This is a genomic window from Acinetobacter sp. YH12126 (genome assembly GCF_013418745.1).
Lineage (GTDB): Bacteria > Pseudomonadota > Gammaproteobacteria > Pseudomonadales > Moraxellaceae > Acinetobacter > Acinetobacter amyesii.
In genome coordinates this window covers 289,779-307,234 of the sequence record NZ_VPBM01000002.1, presented here as the reverse complement: position 1 = coordinate 307,234, position 17,456 = coordinate 289,779, and the positions used below count along the sequence as shown (strand labels likewise).

Genomic DNA, 17,456 nt, shown 5'->3' with positions numbered 1-17,456 from the left:
GGCAATCTATCCTAAGCGAGTTAAAACAAAAAGGAAAATCACATGATTGTTGGAAAAATTTTCATCGCCCTGATTGCATTCTTGCATATTTATTTTTTAATTTTGGAAATGTTTCTCTGGGATAAACCTTTAGGCATGAAAACTTTTGGCAATAGTGCAGAAAAAGCAAAACTGACTAAGGTGCTGGCACAAAATCAGGGACTCTATAATGGCTTTTTAGCAGCAGGGCTGATTTGGTCACTGTTTGCACCTGAAAGCTATGCTGTTGCACTGGCGAATTTCTTTTTGGGCTGTGTGTTGGTTGCAGGGATCTATGGCGGCATCACTGCGAGTAAAAAAATTATCTATATTCAGGCGCTGCCAGCCTTAATTGCTTTAATAGTGGTGAATTTTGTCTAAGCAAATCATGTTTTGAAGCGTAGACTACGTGGCGTGATGAATTAATTTGTGGAAACGGTTAGGCATGCTGTCCTTATTTCTCAAAAGCTTAATGGGTGCCTTTGTTGTGGTATTAATTGCTTTGCTGTCTAAAAGTAAGGCGTTTTATATTGCAGGACTGGTCCCATTGTTTCCGACTTTTGCGTTGATTGCCCATGTGATCGTGGCAAATGATCAGGGTGCAGCCGCATTACAAAAAACAGCACTGTTTGGACTCTGGTCTCTCATCCCATATTTCATTTATTTATTAATGGTGTATCTGCTCGCAACACGTATGAGCTTAACGGCATGTTTGAGTGTGGCAACTTTGAGTTGGGTGCTTGCTGCAGCTGTTTTGATTTATGCATGGCAGAGTTTTCAGTAAGCATCAAAAGCCTATATCGGTGCTGATTCAGATCAACTTTTTATGGGTTCTAGATCATTTATAAAACAATAGATTTGCTTTAAATTATGATGAATTTCCAATCATTAAATGTGTGATTTTGAATGTAAGTATTTGAATAATTGATTATAATTCTGCCAGAACAGCAAATAATCATGATAAGAGCAAATAATGTTAAAACAATTTTGGGTGATCATCTGCCTCATGTTTTCAAGTCAAATCTTGTGGGCTGAAGACAGTCAAATCCTCGCGTTTGAACAGTTTATTGACCCTGCAGAAGAGCAGCGCTATAGCGTGAGCGTGCCTGCGGTCGCGCAAAATGAACAGCTATGGTCTGTAGTATATATGGTGCTGCAAACCAACCAAGTCCCTGATAACACCGTACTGGACTTTAAAGTCGTTCCTCAAGGTATATTATTAAAAAATAATCCTGCACAAAAAATACAAGAGTACGGTTTTGACGGCGTGCAGTTGGCACAGAAAAAAGACTATGTACTGTCCCAATTTTCCGATCTGAGTGAACAACTGGAAGATCAAACTGGCAAGAAAGTGCAGGATGCATCAATCTTTGATGCTAGTCGTGCCCATGTATATGCCCGCGTAGAAGATTGGGTGCCTGACTATAATGCACACGCAACTCAACTGAATATTGAACTGGGTAAACTCAATGAAATGCAGGTGAAAGGACTGTATTTGATTTTAGGTAAAGGTGAAAAGCCCAAGGATTTATTGGCTATTGCTCAACTTGATCCGATGATCAAATCACAATTTCATTCAGAAGAAATGCAGGAACGCAAAGCAGCGCGCAGTGAATTGCGTGAAGCACGTTTTGCGATTTTTTTGGTGATTATTGCGATGGGGGTTTTCCTCGGATGGTATCGTTTTAAACGCTAATACACTGAATGATCGTGCAGGATCATTTTAAAAAACGAATCCAACCGCATTAAAAAAGGATCTAAAAGCAATTTTAGATCCTTAAATTTTTATACAGCTTAAATCACAGGTTTATTCAATGGGCCAAGTCCGCTGTTGATACGCGCTGTCCCAGAACATCCATTCTAATTTTGCGCCGTTCGTATAAGCCGCATGCATTTTTTCACGTGTATCTGCATCACAGCGGGCTGCCACTCGATCAATAGTTTGAATCACGTTTTGTACAGCGGTATTGAAGTCTTCACCTGAGTAGGTGTCGATCCATGCTTGGTAAGGGTTATTCGGCACAGATTGGCTGACAATGGCTTTGCCGACTTCCGCATAGATCCAAAAGCAAGGCAGGAGTGAGGCAAGGACCACAGGGTAACTTTCTGACCATGCTGTCGCTGTTAGAAACGAAGTGTAATGATGGCAGGCAAGGGTCAGTGGGGTATTTTCAAACTGTTCTTTACTGATGTTGAAACCTTGCATAAAGTTATTGTGCAGACTACGTTCCACCACGATGGCAATTTTGGCGGCTTCAGAAAACTGAATCACATCGTCGGCATCAAATGCCTTGGCTGCACACACCGCAAGCGCACGACCATAGGCCAATAAATAATGGGCATCCTGAATGACATAGTGGCAAAAGGCGTCGCGGCTTAAACTGCCCTGAGCCAATTCCTGATTAAACGGTAGATGGAGAATCTGCTGATATAACGCGGTATTACGTTGCCAAACTTCTTCAGAAAAACGCATTGAACATTCCTGTCGTTAAAAATGAAAGACGGGTCTACACCATGATGCGATGTATTTGAGAGCCTCCATCTTAGAGTGTTTATTCAAAATGTAACGAATAATTTTTGGTTTCAATTCTGAAAAGCGGCATAATTGCGCCATAAACTTAGCTTCAAACTGGGTATTCCCTCATTTTGAAATCTTATTGAATGAATAGGTCGATCTATCATGATGAAACATTTTGGTTTCTCAATCGTCTTTACGATCGTGTGTCTTGCTATTTCTGCATATTGGGGTCTGAATCATGGCCCAAATGCAGGCGTGCAAGCCATGCTGACAGCACTGACCATTACTGCCATTTTAGCGGTGATGGAAGTGTCTTTGTCTTTTGACAATGCCGTCGTTAATGCATCCGTACTCCGTGGTTGGGATCATTTTTGGAAAATGATTTTCTTAACCGTTGGGATCGTGATTGCTGTCTTTGGTATGCGTCTGATTTTCCCAATTGTGATCGTGGCTGTGACCGCAGACATGGGTGCAATGGAAGTGGTTCAAATGGCGTTGAATGATCCAATTCAGTATTCAGCTAAATTGATGGCCCATCATGCAGAAATTGCGGCCTTTGGTGGTGCTTTCTTATTATTGGTGTTCCTGAACTTCTTCTTAGATGAAGGGAAAGATACCCATTGGTTCCGTTGGCTAGAGCGCCGTTTGGCCAATCTTGCAAACGTTCCTGCGATGTCCGTGTTTATTGCTCTAATTGCGTTATTGGTAATGGCAGCAAACGTGGCCGAAGTCTCTCGTCTAGCGGTAGTGATGGCGGGTATCTGGGGGATCGTGGTGTATATCGGTGTCCAAGTACTGAGTCATTTATTGGGTGGTGAACCTGAAGTTGATGAAAACGGTAATGCGGTTGGACATGACGCAAATGGCGTACCGACGGGCGTGATCAAAGCAGGTTTTGGTGGTTTCCTTTACCTTGAAGTACTCGATGCCTCATTCAGTTTTGATGGTGTGATTGGTGCATTTGCGATTACCTCTGATGTGGTAATCATTATGCTCGGTCTTGCTATTGGTGCTATGTTCGTGCGTTCGATGACCATATACTTGGTGGATAAAGGCACCTTAGATGCTTATATCTTCCTTGAACATGGTGCGCATTATGCGATTGGTGCTTTGGCCTTCATTATGTTGGCGAGTGGCACAGGTCTGCATGTCCCTGAAGTGGTAACGGGCCTGATTGGTGTGGCATTTATTGTTTGGGCGGTGATTGCCTCAATTCAATATAAAAAGCGCCAAGAAAGTCTAGGCTAATTTAAATTTGCCTGAAATCTCCCAAAAAGCGCAGCATTAGCTGCGCTTTTTATTTGTCCAATTATCAGGATATTTAAAATCAATAAAAATCCTGCTTCGTTTTAAGCTGAATGTCCTATAATCCCATTCCAAGATTAATGAATTTTTAACCAGCTATGATGAATGCTCTTGAACGACGCTCAACTTTTGCTTTGAGTAGTATTTTTGCCTTACGTATGCTGGGGCTGTTCATGATTATTCCTGTTTTCTCTGTGGCAGGTCAGCAATATGCAGGGGCTACACCGGCACTCATTGGTTTAGCGGTTGGTGTTTATGGTTTGACCCAAGCGATTTTACAGATCCCGTTTAGTCTGATTGCAGACCGTTATAGCCGGAAACCGTTGGTGGTGATCGGGCTGCTGTTGTTCGCTTTAGGCGGTGCAATTGCGGCGATGTCCGATAGTATCTATGGCGTAATTATCGGGCGTGCGATTGCTGGTGGTGGCGCTGTATCTGCGGTGGTGATGGCTTTGTTAGCCGATGTCACACGTGAAGAACAGCGTACTAAAGCCATGGCGATGATGGGGATGAGTATCGGTTTGTCCTTTGTGGTGGCATTTAGCCTTGGACCTTGGCTCACAGGTTTAGTCGGTATCTCGGGTTTATTTTGGGTGACCACCATCATGGGACTTGCTGCGATTGCGATGTTGCTGTTGGTGCCGAAAGTGACGCGTCATCACCGAAATTTCCAACAAGGTTATCTGACGCAATTGAAGCAAGTGCTGAAAATGCCTGATCTAAATCGGTTGCACGTTTCAGTCTTTGCATTGCATTTACTACTCACAGCGATGTTTATTTATGTGCCATCTCAGTTGATTGACTTCGCTAATATTCCATTACATTCACATGGTCTGGTGTATTTGCCGCTTTTGGTCGTGAGCCTGTTTTTTGCATTTCCAAGTATTATTTTGGCGGAAAAATATCGCAAAATGCGCGGCATTTTCTTGACCGCCATTGGTGGCATTATTTTAGGATTGGGCATCTTAATTTTTGGTTTCGAATCAAAATATATTTTGCTGACAGGCTTAGGTTTATTCTTTATCGCATTTAATGTGATGGAGGCATTATTACCGTCATGGTTATCGAAAGCAGCTCCAATTCAATCCAAAGCGACTGCCATGGGCGTGAATGCCAGCAGTCAGTTTCTGGGGGCATTTTTTGGTGGTATGATTGGCGGGCAACTTCTGTTGCTAAATGATACGGCAATGGGATGGGGCATCCTGACAGGGCTAGCCACTTTATGGTTGATCATTAGTTTTGGGTTGGCTCAGCCGCGTTATTTATCGTCTATGGTTTTCAGTTTGCCTGAAGATAAAGAAACGGATGAATGGACTTCTCAGCTTTTAGCAATTCGTGGTATTGAAGAAGTTGTGGTGATGTCTGACCAGCAAGTGGCTTATGTAAAAGTGGATAAGCAGCAGATGGATGAATCTGCGCGACAACATTTAACGCACTTGTTAGGGAAAGAGGTAGCCATTTAAGCATAACTCTTATAAAGTAAATAATAGAAACAAATAGGAAGAATACGTCTGATGCGTGGTGTAAATAAGGTCATTCTTGCTCACAAATAGACTGCTCTAATTTTTACTCTAAGAGTCGTTTATGCTTTCCTCAGAGGTTGCTGTATATTCACTTAAGTTTGTTTGAGTGCTATGTTATAAAGCATGGTTGATTCAATCAATTAAGGTGAATATATGGCATATATTGATTATGCTGCCGAGGTAGTCTTTGCTGGCAAATCTTATGAAAAATTTCCCTTAATTTTAGATAATAATCATAATATAAACAGACTTATACTCAAATATTTTCTATCTCAAAGAGTATTGTGGGCAGATAGCACCATATATACTTATACAAAACATTTATATGACTTTATTTCTCAGTTGGAAGTTGAAAATCCAGAATGTACGTTTGATCATATAGATGATGATTGGTTAGAAGCTTATGCACATGAGATTGCGCGTAGGAATCCAAAATCAACAGGAGGAAAGTACATAGCACAAATATTAAGTAGTGTGCTTAATTTCTTAGTTTGGTGTGAAAATAATAAGTATTGCAATAATCTCATTGGGCATAACGCAAATTTTAGAATAAGAATCCGTCCAACTAAAAAAGGCTTCACACATAATTTAATTAAATACTATGAAAAACAGAAATCTCCTCCAAAAATTGCGCCTAGAGATGAATGGATAGAGAAATTATTGAGCCAAGATCACTTTAGGTCTAAAGATTTAGAAATACGCTTTAATTTGATGCTTGAATGGGGACGTAGTTGTGGATTACGGGCACATGAGATATGTGAGTTAACCATTGATCAAATACCATCACGGGAGACGGTAGAGCAAAATATTATAGAGAAGAAGAATACCTTTATTGAATTAACGGTAACGAAAGGAAAGAAGAAGGCACGAATTCCAGTAAGTGGAATTTTATTAAAGCAAACTCTAGATTATATTAACTCTGAGCGAAATCACTTAATAAAAAAATTTAAGAAGAAAGCACGCAGTGAGAGAAACGCATATATTGAGCCTTATCAGGTGTTTATATCATGTAGAACGGGTAAAGCACTACATTATAGGACGTTTTCTAATCAGCTGAATGCCAGGTGGCAAAAAGCCGTTGAAAATGGAAACCTGACTAAATATCAACATGTATGGGTGCATGGATTAAGACATAGATTTGCTACAGATAAGCTTAAAGAAATAACGCACTTAAAATATGTGCGTGATCCCCGTCAGGTTACAAAGACGCTCACAAGGCATAGTCATGCTTCGACATTAGATATATACACGGCTGGTGTTTATTTGGAAGATATGTATGACTAAGTTAAAACGTGAACCAATAGTATTAAAGCATCCGCAAAAAAATGCTGTTCTAGACTTTCCAAAATTGGAAATTACAGTTGATGGTGAGACGTTTGATCTTAGTCATTTCTCGAGCCTAGAAAATATTTCTGAAATAGTTAGTGTTCTAAAAAAATATTTAAAAACCCAAAGCAAAGGTAAGTCTGTCTTTCGTGAGCTAAGAAAATTACTGGAATTTTTTTTAGAAAATAGTGGAAAGATAGATGAATATACACTTATCAGATATAAAGTTTTTTTAGATGCTTGTGAAGAGATTGTATTGACAACTAAGTATCAAAAATTTTTAAGAGCTACTGGGTTTGTAAAACTTTTAATTAGCGAGAATGTTATTGAAGATTTTCCAATACCTCTTGGCTTTGAAAATGTAGATGCTGAACCTAAAGAAACTTTTTGTGAAATAGCAAGAACCTATATTGAAGATGACAATAACTTTGATAATCAAGATATACAAAATATTGCAGATCATTTCGATTTAGATCGTCTTCAGGCTAAGACTATCATTTACGATTTAGGTGCAATAGATCTCATTCATCAAAAAGCAGTGAGTGATATAAAAAAATGGGAAGAAGATTGGGATAAAGTAGAGAAAATCATTAAAAAACTTGATGATAAAGATTTAGATAAGCTCAGATGTGTTACTAATTTTACAAAAGAATTTCCTCTACGTGAAAGGAGTCTAGAAGAAGCCTTTCAAATATTATACTCAAAATTTGGAAATAATATTCCAGCGGTTAAATATTGGCCTAAAGGTATGGAGGAATTTTTTCGCTTTAAGAAATGGAAAACTAGCCGAGTTAAAGACTTATTAAATGGAAGCTCTAAAGACCCTGATGATTTAGATATATTAAATAAAAGTCTAAAAAAATTATCATCTGAACTTAAAAAAAAATTAAATGAGGTTGAGGATTATTATATAGATTCACATGACAGAGATCCTAGGAGTATTGAATTGGCATTGTCTATACTTTACGCGAATTATGGTCGTATTTTACCAGAATCGCAGAAATGGCCAATTGGTCTAGGCGACTATTTAAAATATAGAAATTGGAGTAGCTCTCGGATTCTTTCTGCATTTTTCCCAACCCCACATACATTGACTCCTTTTATTGTAGGTTTATTATCTCATGTTGATATAGCACCAAATGTAGACTCTGTCGCTTTTTATACTTATCTATCAAGTTTTAGGCCTAGTAACAAAGAGGGAAAAGTAAATATCTTTATAGATAAGAAAAGGTCAACACCAACAAATAGAGATATAAATTCTACTGATCCTATGATTGCATTGTGTATGAAGCATTCAGAGAGGATGTCGTTAGTACTGAAAAGTATCGACCTTGAAGAGACAAAAAAAATAATTCTTCAAAAGGATATTCCATTACTTTTACAACACAATAATAAAAGTAAGAGGAGAGGTATCCATACTTTAGATCCAACTACAGTTGTAGATATAGTTAAGAGATTTTTAGTTAATTTATCAGAAAATCATCCTTTTATTTTACCCTTAGTTCAAGGTAAATGTACTGGGCAAAATTTTAGACCTACCATAGGGTTAATAAAAGTATTGACTGGTAATAGCTTAGCATCAGTTCAGCGATTATTTAATCATAAGTCCTCTTCGACTACACAACGTTATACTGATCGTTTGTCAACTAAGGGAATTATGTTTAGTAAGTCTAAGAAATTTCAGAACTTTCTCGTTGAAAATTCAAAGAAACCTGAGTTTTATAATAGTAAGGAACTATTAAGTCCAACTACAGACCATGCTGTAGATGAATGGATCAGTTGTGATGCTAAAAGAATATGGTTTAAAGATAATGAGGTAATTGCAGAATGGATTGCTTGGGAAAGAATTATCAGTGTATCTGAAGACAAATTGAAGTTTGAAAACCCAATTAGATGGGAAAATTATTGGTTGCCAAGATTAGTTAAATACCAAACTTTATTAGGAAATGTTCTAGCATCAGATAAGAAAAATGCTTTGATCATTGCTGCCAATATTAAGCTTCCACCTTTGTCTTAAGAGAGTAATATGATTGAAAATTCAGAACTTTATGATTATTTATTCCAACAAGATATTGGTACAGTTAAAAATAATAACTTCGCACCTATTAATATAACGTGGTTGAAAAATTGTTATACGGATGATGTTTGGGAACTCAGGCCTCATATTATTACGGATGATAAGGCAAAATACACAATTACATGGGATTTATATGGTTTAGAAAACTATAGTGGCGTATTTCATAGATGGAATTATTGGAAGAATGCTGCAAAAGAACTAGGATATTGGATAATGGAGGCCCCAGAAAGCAAATGTAATACTACTAGTACTTTAGCTGGTATTTGTCGCAATATCCGACAGTTTTATGAATGGTTATGTTTTGAGAGACATTGTTTTGATTTAGCAGCAGTGAAAAATGAAGATATTGTCTCATTTTGTGAGCACATATCGTTGATGCGGTTAAAGGAAAGTACAGTTTTATCTAAATTAATAGTAATTTCATATGCGTATTCTTTAAGACGATATCTAAAAGAATCGCTAAGCTTCGACCCTTTTAAAACAAAAAAGACATATCTTTTAGCTAAGGCTTATTCAACTCAAAATGAACATACTCCTACACTTTACCCTAAAGAAATTTTTTCACTTTTAAATCATGCTATTAAGTTAGTAAAAGAATCTGAAGAAACGTTGATATTATTAAGAAAATATATGCAAATACATGCAGATAGTACTATTTATCATAGGTCAATGTATTTGAAGTTTTATAAGCAGACTGGTTTTAAATCTAGTGAATTACAAAGTAAAGTACGTGCATTATACGGTGCTGCGGTAACAATAATTTTTATTTTATTAGCAGAAAGAAAGCATGAGTTATCACTTACTAAGGAAACTGATGTTTTAAAATTATTAAATAATGAAATTGATATTCTTATTGGTCTAGAGAAAAAGACTGCGAAAACGAAAACAGGAAAAAGAACAGAGAGAGCTGTTATTCAAGAGGTTAAGGATGCAATGTTAGTTATTTTAGAATTAACTTCATACAATCGAATAAAATCAAAAAATGAAACAATTTTACTAAAGCTACCTTTCAGTCATTCAGATAATGGAAAAGGCAATAAAACCTTTTATCTTACGACGAATGGTCTATATGTTATTTTAGAGCAATTTGCCAAATCGGCAAAATTTGAAAGGATAAAACTGAGACCACATATGTTCAGAAGAGCATATGCGATGTTATGGACTTGGAGATTTGAGATAGGAGATCTTGAGGAATTGTCTTTAATGCTGAAGCACAATAGTACAACTTTTACAAAAAAATATACAGATGATGAAAATATTTGGGAGTTTATGGGCCAAACAGAACAGGATTTGGCATTTGATCTATTGAATAGAGTTTTTCAAGGAAAAGTAATATTAAGTGGAAAAATCAGCGATACACTTGAACGCTACAGTCGCCTGATTCAAGCTAAATCTAATTTTTTAGATTCTCAATCTATTGCTGACTTCGTAGATGAATTTATTCAAAGTAATAATATGCGTATTGTTGCTCATTCAGATGGGTACTGCTTTATTCAAAAGAATGGATTAGATTTAGCTTTATGTCGTACTGATGGAATAGGGTTAGATCCATTAAAGAGAACAGATTCTTTATGTTTACAATGTCCTAATTTTACAATTGATAATTCGCGAAAAGAACATTGGCAAAATAGAATTAAGCTACATCAAGAGGTTATTGATGGCAGTAAAAATGAAAAATTGATCGAGCATTCTACAATATTCATTAATCAGGCAGAAAAGATGTTAAGTTCTATTCTAGTAAAAGAAAAGATGCAGGGTGAGTGAGAAAATTTGTGGCAAATAGTAAAGGCAGATTTGAAGAAGCGATAAGGCGTTCATTTGAATTGCTTAAAAATAGTGGTACAAAAATCACTAAAAAGAAAATTATTGATAATGCTAAATTTGAAGATGGTTCTCTTGTGGGGAAAACCACCTTGTATGCGAAAAATTCTGTAACGAAAGCGTATATCCATGCAGATTTGCTAAAAGAGTTGGACCAACAAATATCAGATTTAGCTAAAGTAGAGCCCGCAGATAAGCTTAAAAAATCTTTCTCAGAAATAATTGAGGAAAAAAATAATGAAATACAAGATCTTAAGTGTAAGAATGGTAAATTATTAGCTCAGTTTGTGCAATTGGAGCATACTTTAGAAAATACAGTTCATCAGAATGATGAAAATTATATACAAAATCTAGAAATAAATTTGTATATAGTAAGTTCTTTGTTAAATCAAAAAATTGGTGGGCATAAGAAATTGAATAATATTATAAAAAAATTTGAAGTTAAGTATTTTGGAGGTGAAAGATTGAAGGAGGCGAAAGATCAAATTCAAATAATGAAAAATGAGATAGAATATTCTAAAATTATTTCCATTGCGGAAGGTTTTAAGGATAGCTAATAACCTTATATTGTAAGTAAGTTATTGTTGGTTAGTTTAAATTTAAAGATATTTAATTCAAGAGGTTATTATGGCTAGAGGCTCTGTTAATAAGGTCATTTTGATTGGCTCATTAGGAAAAGATCCTGAGACTAAAACTTTTCCTAATGGCGGATCGCTAACACAATTTTCTATTGCTACTAGCGACTCATGGGTAGACAAAAATACTGGTGAGCGTAAAGAACAAACCGAATGGCACCGTATTGTATTACATAACCGTTTAGGTGAAATAGCCCAACAGTTTCTACGTAAAGGTTCTAAAGTGTATATCGAAGGTTCATTGCGTACTCGTCAGTGGACAGATCAAAATGGTCAAGAACGTTACACTACCGAAATTCGTGGTGAACAAATGCAAATGCTTGATAGTCAACGTCAACAAGGTGAACAAGGTCAAGGCTTTGGTGGAGACAATGGCGGCTACAATCAGCCACGTTTCAATAATAATCAACAAGCTGGCTTTAGTAACAACCAAACTAGTGGTAACCAAGGTGGTTATGGCAATCAAGGTAAAAGCTATGGTGGGGGAAACAATGTGAATCAAGGTTTCCAATCACCTAAGCCTGCGGCAGCACCAGCGGCTCCAGCACCTGGAGATTTAGATGATGATCTTCCATTCTGACACACCCTAAAGATATGATTTTGTAAAGTTTATAAAATTATTCTTTAGTTTTAATTGGTTACAAAAGAAGTTTACAGATATTAGAAATAATTCTGTAAACTTTTTTTTAGTCATATATTTATCACTAATTTTGTTGTGTAATCCTCCCTCATAATAGGATCTAAAAGTAGAATTTTCTCTTAAGATACGAGTAATAGATTCTTAATTTGTATCGAGAAATTAGATTTAAACTTTCTGTAAGGACATAATTTATGGAGATAAAACAACTTAGATTAACTGAAGTCATAAGTGATGTCCTGTGTGACATTTGTGGTCAATCAACTACATTAGAGTTTGCTACATTAGCTGCTAATTGGGGGTATTTTTCTCAATCTGATGGTGAGCGGTACGAATTGCAGTTATGTGAAAAGTGCTTTTTCTATACTTTAGATATTTTAAAAAAACAACGGGTTTTACTCAATTCGAAAAAAGATCCTAAGCAATTAGTACTTGAAAATTTTGGGTTAAAACTTGATTAATATAATTAAATTTATTTTAAGAATTTTGGATATAAATTAAACAAAAAACCTTGATTCCTTACTATAAGGGTTTCTAGTTCTTCGGTATCTCTCAATATTCTTGAAAACATTTAATTGATAGTACGTCTGTTTATGTCGTAGGGATAAGAGGATTTATTTCATTTAAACTACTGTTTCTATAAACTAATTATTAGCTTTAACTCGGTCATCTATACAAATGAATATCGTCCAAATCGAAGAAACTGTTAAACAGATCATCAGTAAAATTACTCAAAATGAGTTAAATCAACAAGATTTTATCTATGAATTGCTTTTAGCTTATGGTCATCGTAGTCAGTCTGTGTGGCGTGTACGTTCAGGTGAGCGAAATTTAGCTGAAGATAAAGAGAATTCCGTTTTTTGGAAGCGTCAGCTTTATTTTAAGATCGCAAGACAACAAGATCTACATGTTCTTATCGATGAAATGAAGAAAGAGAAGCGAACTGAAACCAACAAAATTCGTTTCTTGATTGTGACCGACTTTAAAACTATTTTAGCCATTGATACAAAAACAAATGATCCATTAGATGTTCCTTTCGCTGACTTAGCGAAGAAATTTGATTTTTTCTTGCCTTGGGCAGGCATGGAAAAAGCTGTATATCAGGGTGAAAACCCTGCGGATGTTAAGGCTGCTGAAAAACTAGCAAAGCTATTTGACGAAATTAAAGCCGATAATTTTGATGAAAATGACTTAAATAATAAAGATAACTTACATCAACTCAATATTTTCTTATCTCGACTTTTATTTTGTTATTTTGCTGAAGATACCGAAATTTTTAAGGACAAACAGTTCACTTCGGCAATATCCAAGAGTAATGAAGATGGATCAGATTTATCAGCTTTAATTAGTCGATTATTTAAAGTCTTAAACCAATCGGCTGAAGATCGTGAAGCAGATTTACCTGACTATTTAGCAGATTTTCCGTATGTAAATGGCGGTTTGTTTAAAGATGATATTCAAGTACCAAAATTCACACGTAAATCACGTAGGATTTTGATTGAGTGTGGTGCTGAATTAGATTGGTCTGATATTAACCCTGATATTTTTGGTTCTATGTTCCAAGCGGTTGTTCATACTGAACAGCGTAGTACGATGGGACAGCATTACACTTCAGTTCCCAACATTATGAAGGTGATTGAACCTTTACTTTTAAATGATCTTTATGAAGAATTAGAGAGAAACCAAGACAGTATTAATAAACTATTAAAATTACAGCAACGTTTAGGTCAACTTAAAATTTTTGACCCTGCTTGTGGTTCAGGTAACTTCCTTATTATTGCGTATAAAGAGCTTCGCAAGTTTGAAATGGAGATTTTGAAACGTATTCAGGAGTTAGAACTAGAAAAAACAGGGCAATTTTCAAAACCATTTTCAGTGATTCAAGTTTCTCAATTTTATGGAATAGAAATTGATGATTTTGCTCATGAAATTGCGATTTTGTCTTTATGGCTGACAGAACATCAAATGAATATTGTCTTTAAAGATGAATTTGGGGAATCTAAGGCTTTACTTCCATTAAGAGATTCTGGAAATATTGTTCAAGGTAATTCTCTACAAATTAATTGGAAATCGGTTTGTAATAACGCTGATTCTGAAATCTATATCTTGAGTAATCCTCCTTATATGGGTTTCAAGATGCAAGATCAAAAACAAAAAAAGGATATGGAAAGGATTTTCAATGAAGTATCGAATTATAAATTTTTAGACTACATTGCTTGTTGGTTTATGCTAGCAAGTGATTATATTAATGAAAATTGTAAGGTTGGATTTGTATCGACTAATTCCATTTGCCAAGGGGTACAAGTAGAACTCTTGTGGCCCGAAATTTATAAACGTAGTGTGGATATTTGCTTTGCTCACCAATCCTTCAAGTGGTCAAATAATGCAAGATCTAATGCAGGGGTTACCTGCGTTATTATTGGGTTACAGCATAAAGACGCTATTAAAACCAAAACTCTTATAAATAATTTATCTAAATCAGTAGTCAAGAATATTAACTCTTATCTTATTGATAGCTCAAATGTCATAGTAGCTAAAAGGCGTGTCCCACTTTCAAAACTGCCTAAAATTTCAGATGGAAGTGGCGCGTTGGATGGGGGGAATTTAATTCTTTCTAGTGAGGAAAAAGCAAAATTAATCTTAGCTGACGAAAGGGTTAAGCCATTTGTTCGTAACTATACAGGTTCTAACGAATTCATTAACGGAATTGAAAGATACTGCCTATGGATTGAAGATAATGAATTAGAGAAAGCATTGGCAATCCCCTTACTAAAAGAACGAATTGATGCAGTTAAGGAATTTAGAAGTAACGCTGGGACACGGGCGCAAACAGCTATTTCACGTCCTCATAAATTTGCATGGATTAATCAACCTCAACAGTCTCAAATTATTATTCCTACCGTTTCTTCGGAACGTAGAGAATATATTCCTATGGGTTTTAGTGATATATCTGTGATTGTAAGTAATTCTGCAAGTATCGTGCATGATCCTGAACCGTATGTTTTTGCGTTACTTCAATCAAGAATGCACATGGTATGGACTAAAACATTAGCAGGAAGACTAAGAACAGATATTCGCTATACATCAGCGATTTGCTATAACACTTTTCCTGTGCCAAAACTTATGAAAGCAGCGATTTTCAAGTTAAATGAATCTGCTTTTAAAATACTGGCTGTGCGTGAATCCTATTCACATTTGAGTTTGGCTCAACTTTATGATCCTGAAAAAATGCCTTTGGACTTAAAACAAGCTCATATAGAGAATGATTTGTTAGTAGAAAAACTATATAAATCAAGCGAGTTTAAGACAGATGAAGAGCGTCTAGAGCGATTATTCCACTACTACGAAACAATGTTAAATTGAGATAAAAATGAAAAATTTAGTAGAAGTAAATTATCAACAAACTGGGGAAAGCACCTCAATCAATAATATGGGGATGCGAGCTATGCAAGCTCGTGCCTTCGAATCTCGTAATAGTCAGTATTTACTCTTAAAGGCCCCACCCGCATCAGGTAAATCTCGTGCATTAATGTTTTTGGGTTTAGACAAGATACACAACCAAGGGTTGAGCAAAGTTATTGTAGCTGTACCTGAACGCTCTATTGGTGGTTCATTTGCTAGCACAAAGCTGAGCGAAAGTGGTTTTTTTGCAGATTGGAATATCAAACCTGAAAACAACTTATGTACTGCTGGTGGTGATAAAAGCAAAGTAAAAGCCTTTAAACGCTTTATGGAAGGTACAGATCAAATTTTAGTATGTACTCATGCAACACTAAGATTTGCCTTTGAAGAGCTTGAAGATCATGTATTTGATAATACATTAGTGGCAATTGATGAATTCCATCATGTTTCAGCTGATGCTGACAATATTCTAGGTACTGTTCTTAAATCTTTAATGGACAATACCTCGGCTCATATTGTTGCGATGACAGGTTCATACTTCCGTGGCGATAGCGTTCCTGTACTTACGCCTGAAGATGAAGCGAAGTTTGATAAAGTTTCTTTTAACTATTACGAGCAACTTAATGGCTATAGCTATTTAAAGTCATTAGGCATTGGTTATCACTTCTATAAAGGACGTTACTTTGCAAAAGATGATGAAGGCGTTATTGCAATTGCAGAAGTACTAGATACCGATAAAAAAACCATCATTCATATTCCAAACGTAAATTCAGGTGAATCAACCAAAGATAAATATGATGAGGTGGATGCGATCCTCGAAATCATTGGTGAATTTGTCGCTAAAGATCCTGATACTGGAATTATCACCGTAAAACGTGCAGATGGTAAGATTTTAAAAATAGCGGACCTTGTTGAAGAAGATGGTCGTGATAAAGTTGTTGAATATCTACGTAACATTAAAACCGTAGATGATCTTGATCTCATCATCGCCCTAGGCATGGCGAAGGAAGGCTTTGACTGGCAATTCTGTGAACATGCTTTAACGATTGGTTATCGTGGCTCTTTAACTGAAATTGTGCAGATTGTGGGACGTTGTACACGAGATAGCTCGAACAAATCACATGCGCAATTTACTAATCTTATTGCTCAACCTGATGCACAGGATACTGAAGTTAAATTTGCAGTAAACAATATGCTAAAAGCAATTACTGCATCTTTATTAATGGAACAAATACTCGCACCAAACTTCAAATTTAAAACCAAACGTGATGATGAGGATATTGTTCCATCAGGTACGCTTACGATCAAAGGTTTTAAAGAACCAAGTACAGCAAAAACAAAGGCTATTATTGAAAATGATCTTGTGGACCTAAAAGCAGCGATTCTTCAAGATGCTAAAGTGATTGCAGGTTCAGCAGGTAAGGTTGAGCCTGAAGTGGTGAATAAAGTCCTTATCCCTAAGATTATCCAAACAAAATATCCTAACTTAACGAAAGCTGAACTTGAAGAAGTGAGTCAATATTTAGTCGTTGACTCAGTGATTAGCACAGCAGAAGTCAAAGAAGTTGGTGATAAAAAATTTATTCGTATGGCGGATAAATTTATCAATATCGAAGACCTGAATATTGATTTAATTCAATCTGTGAATCCATTCCAAAAAGCGTTTGAAATCCTATCAAAAGAAGTCACAGTCAATGTACTAAAATTGATTAAGGAAGCAATTGAAGCAACTAAGATTAGTATGACTCAGGAAGAAGCAATTGAGCTATGGCCTAAACTTAAAGACTTTAGAATTCAATTTGATCGTGAGCCTAGTCTAGAATCAAGTAACTTAATTGAGAAACGATTAGCTGAATGTTTGATCTATATTCGTGAGCAACGTAGACGAGCTGGGGTGTAATAGGTGGAAGATTTTAACTGGCTTCACAATATGATTGCCGATGATGACTTGGGGCTTTTAAAAGTTAAGAAAAAGACGGCAGCTCTTACTGCTGATGAACAATTGGTCTCTAAATTTAATGAGATTAATAGCTTTGTGACACAGAATGGGCGTGTACCTGCTAAGAATATGACAAACATTTCGGAATTTATGCTTGCGAGCCGTTTAGAAGCCATTAAGTCCAATCCAGAGCAATATATGGCTTTGGCTGATTATGATGAACATAATTTGCTCCCACAACATCAGGATTAAAAA

At 36.1% G+C, this 17,456-nt stretch carries 15 protein-coding genes; 14 read left to right on the top strand and 1 reads right to left on the bottom strand.

Annotated features, from left to right (window positions below; all coding sequences use genetic code 11):
* Positions 1–45: 45 nt before the first annotated feature.
* The 3 genes from FTU62_RS01515 to FTU62_RS01505 all read left to right on the top strand — a co-directional run bounded on the left by FTU62_RS01515 (position 46) and on the right by FTU62_RS01505 (position 1,714).
* Positions 46–399, top strand: coding sequence for a DUF1304 domain-containing protein (locus FTU62_RS01515; protein WP_180101731.1), 354 nt, complete (start codon positions 46–48; stop codon positions 397–399).
* Between the two features lie 64 nt (positions 400–463).
* Positions 464–802, top strand: coding sequence for a GlpM family protein (locus FTU62_RS01510; protein ID WP_078190528.1), 339 nt, complete (start codon positions 464–466; stop codon positions 800–802).
* A gap of 189 nt (positions 803–991) precedes the next feature.
* Positions 992–1,714 (top strand): hypothetical protein, encoded by a 723-nt coding sequence (locus tag FTU62_RS01505; protein WP_180101623.1) that lies wholly within the window; start codon positions 992–994, stop codon positions 1,712–1,714.
* Positions 1,715–1,825: 111 nt separating this feature from the next.
* On the opposite strand, the gene tenA is transcribed toward FTU62_RS01505, so the two are convergent.
* Complete coding sequence (gene tenA, locus FTU62_RS01500) at positions 1,826–2,491, bottom strand: thiaminase II (RefSeq protein ID WP_180101621.1); 666 nt, start codon at positions 2,489–2,491, stop codon at positions 1,826–1,828.
* A 207-nt stretch (positions 2,492–2,698) separates the two neighbouring features.
* Here tenA and FTU62_RS01495 point away from each other — a divergent pair, with 207 nt between their 5' ends.
* From FTU62_RS01495 to FTU62_RS01445, 11 genes are all read left to right on the top strand, one after another.
* Positions 2,699–3,784, top strand: a complete 1,086-nt coding sequence (locus FTU62_RS01495; RefSeq protein WP_180002749.1) for a DUF475 domain-containing protein — start codon at positions 2,699–2,701, stop codon at positions 3,782–3,784.
* Positions 3,785–3,939: 155 nt separating this feature from the next.
* Complete coding sequence (locus FTU62_RS01490) at positions 3,940–5,304, top strand: MFS transporter (protein WP_180101619.1); 1,365 nt, start codon at positions 3,940–3,942, stop codon at positions 5,302–5,304.
* A 213-nt stretch (positions 5,305–5,517) separates the two neighbouring features.
* On the top strand, positions 5,518–6,648 hold the full coding sequence (locus FTU62_RS01485) for a tyrosine-type recombinase/integrase (RefSeq protein ID WP_180101617.1): 1,131 nt from the start codon (positions 5,518–5,520) through the stop codon (positions 6,646–6,648).
* Positions 6,641–8,707 (top strand): hypothetical protein, encoded by a 2,067-nt coding sequence (locus FTU62_RS01480; protein WP_180101615.1) that lies wholly within the window; start codon positions 6,641–6,643, stop codon positions 8,705–8,707. Before FTU62_RS01485 ends, FTU62_RS01480 begins: the two co-directional genes overlap by 8 nt.
* Positions 8,708–8,716: 9 nt before the next feature.
* On the top strand, positions 8,717–10,531 hold the full coding sequence (locus FTU62_RS01475) for a site-specific integrase (RefSeq protein WP_218948554.1): 1,815 nt from the start codon (positions 8,717–8,719) through the stop codon (positions 10,529–10,531).
* An 8-nt stretch (positions 10,532–10,539) separates the two neighbouring features.
* On the top strand, positions 10,540–11,145 hold the full coding sequence (locus tag FTU62_RS01470; RefSeq protein WP_180101613.1) for a hypothetical protein: 606 nt from the start codon (positions 10,540–10,542) through the stop codon (positions 11,143–11,145).
* A gap of 70 nt (positions 11,146–11,215) precedes the next feature.
* The gene (gene ssb / locus FTU62_RS01465; RefSeq protein ID WP_180101611.1) at positions 11,216–11,803 is read left to right on the top strand and encodes a single-stranded DNA-binding protein; all 588 of its coding nucleotides are present in this window, start codon (positions 11,216–11,218) and stop codon (positions 11,801–11,803) included.
* Between the two features lie 251 nt (positions 11,804–12,054).
* Positions 12,055–12,321 (top strand): hypothetical protein, encoded by a 267-nt coding sequence (locus tag FTU62_RS01460; RefSeq protein WP_257223025.1) that lies wholly within the window; start codon positions 12,055–12,057, stop codon positions 12,319–12,321.
* A gap of 217 nt (positions 12,322–12,538) precedes the next feature.
* Complete coding sequence (locus FTU62_RS01455) at positions 12,539–15,223, top strand: DNA methyltransferase (protein ID WP_180101609.1); 2,685 nt, start codon at positions 12,539–12,541, stop codon at positions 15,221–15,223.
* 7 nt (positions 15,224–15,230) lie between these two features.
* A complete protein-coding gene (locus FTU62_RS01450) occupies positions 15,231–17,162 on the top strand; it encodes a DEAD/DEAH box helicase (RefSeq protein ID WP_180101607.1) in 1,932 nt (643 codons plus the stop codon).
* A 3-nt stretch (positions 17,163–17,165) separates the two neighbouring features.
* Entirely contained in the window at positions 17,166–17,453 is a 288-nt protein-coding gene (locus FTU62_RS01445; RefSeq protein ID WP_180101605.1) for a hypothetical protein, read from the top strand.
* Positions 17,454–17,456: the final 3 nt, after the last annotated feature.

What these genes read in the sequence shown, in the direction of transcription:
- FTU62_RS01510 (WP_078190528.1), top strand. Translation starts at nt 464, where the DNA reads ATGCTGTCCTTATTTCTCAAAAGCTTAATGGGTGCCTTTGTTGTGGTA.
- FTU62_RS01505 (WP_180101623.1), top strand. Translation starts at nt 992, where the DNA reads ATGTTAAAACAATTTTGGGTGATCATCTGCCTCATGTTTTCAAGTCAA.
- tenA (WP_180101621.1), bottom strand. Translation starts at nt 2,491, where the DNA reads ATGCGTTTTTCTGAAGAAGTTTGGCAACGTAATACCGCGTTATATCAG.
- FTU62_RS01495 (WP_180002749.1), top strand. Translation starts at nt 2,699, where the DNA reads ATGATGAAACATTTTGGTTTCTCAATCGTCTTTACGATCGTGTGTCTT.
- FTU62_RS01490 (WP_180101619.1), top strand. Translation starts at nt 3,940, where the DNA reads ATGATGAATGCTCTTGAACGACGCTCAACTTTTGCTTTGAGTAGTATT.
- FTU62_RS01485 (WP_180101617.1), top strand. Translation starts at nt 5,518, where the DNA reads ATGGCATATATTGATTATGCTGCCGAGGTAGTCTTTGCTGGCAAATCT.
- FTU62_RS01480 (WP_180101615.1), top strand. Translation starts at nt 6,641, where the DNA reads ATGACTAAGTTAAAACGTGAACCAATAGTATTAAAGCATCCGCAAAAA.
- FTU62_RS01475 (WP_218948554.1), top strand. Translation starts at nt 8,717, where the DNA reads ATGATTGAAAATTCAGAACTTTATGATTATTTATTCCAACAAGATATT.
- ssb (WP_180101611.1), top strand. Translation starts at nt 11,216, where the DNA reads ATGGCTAGAGGCTCTGTTAATAAGGTCATTTTGATTGGCTCATTAGGA.
- FTU62_RS01460 (WP_257223025.1), top strand. Translation starts at nt 12,055, where the DNA reads ATGGAGATAAAACAACTTAGATTAACTGAAGTCATAAGTGATGTCCTG.
- FTU62_RS01455 (WP_180101609.1), top strand. Translation starts at nt 12,539, where the DNA reads ATGAATATCGTCCAAATCGAAGAAACTGTTAAACAGATCATCAGTAAA.
- FTU62_RS01450 (WP_180101607.1), top strand. Translation starts at nt 15,231, where the DNA reads ATGAAAAATTTAGTAGAAGTAAATTATCAACAAACTGGGGAAAGCACC.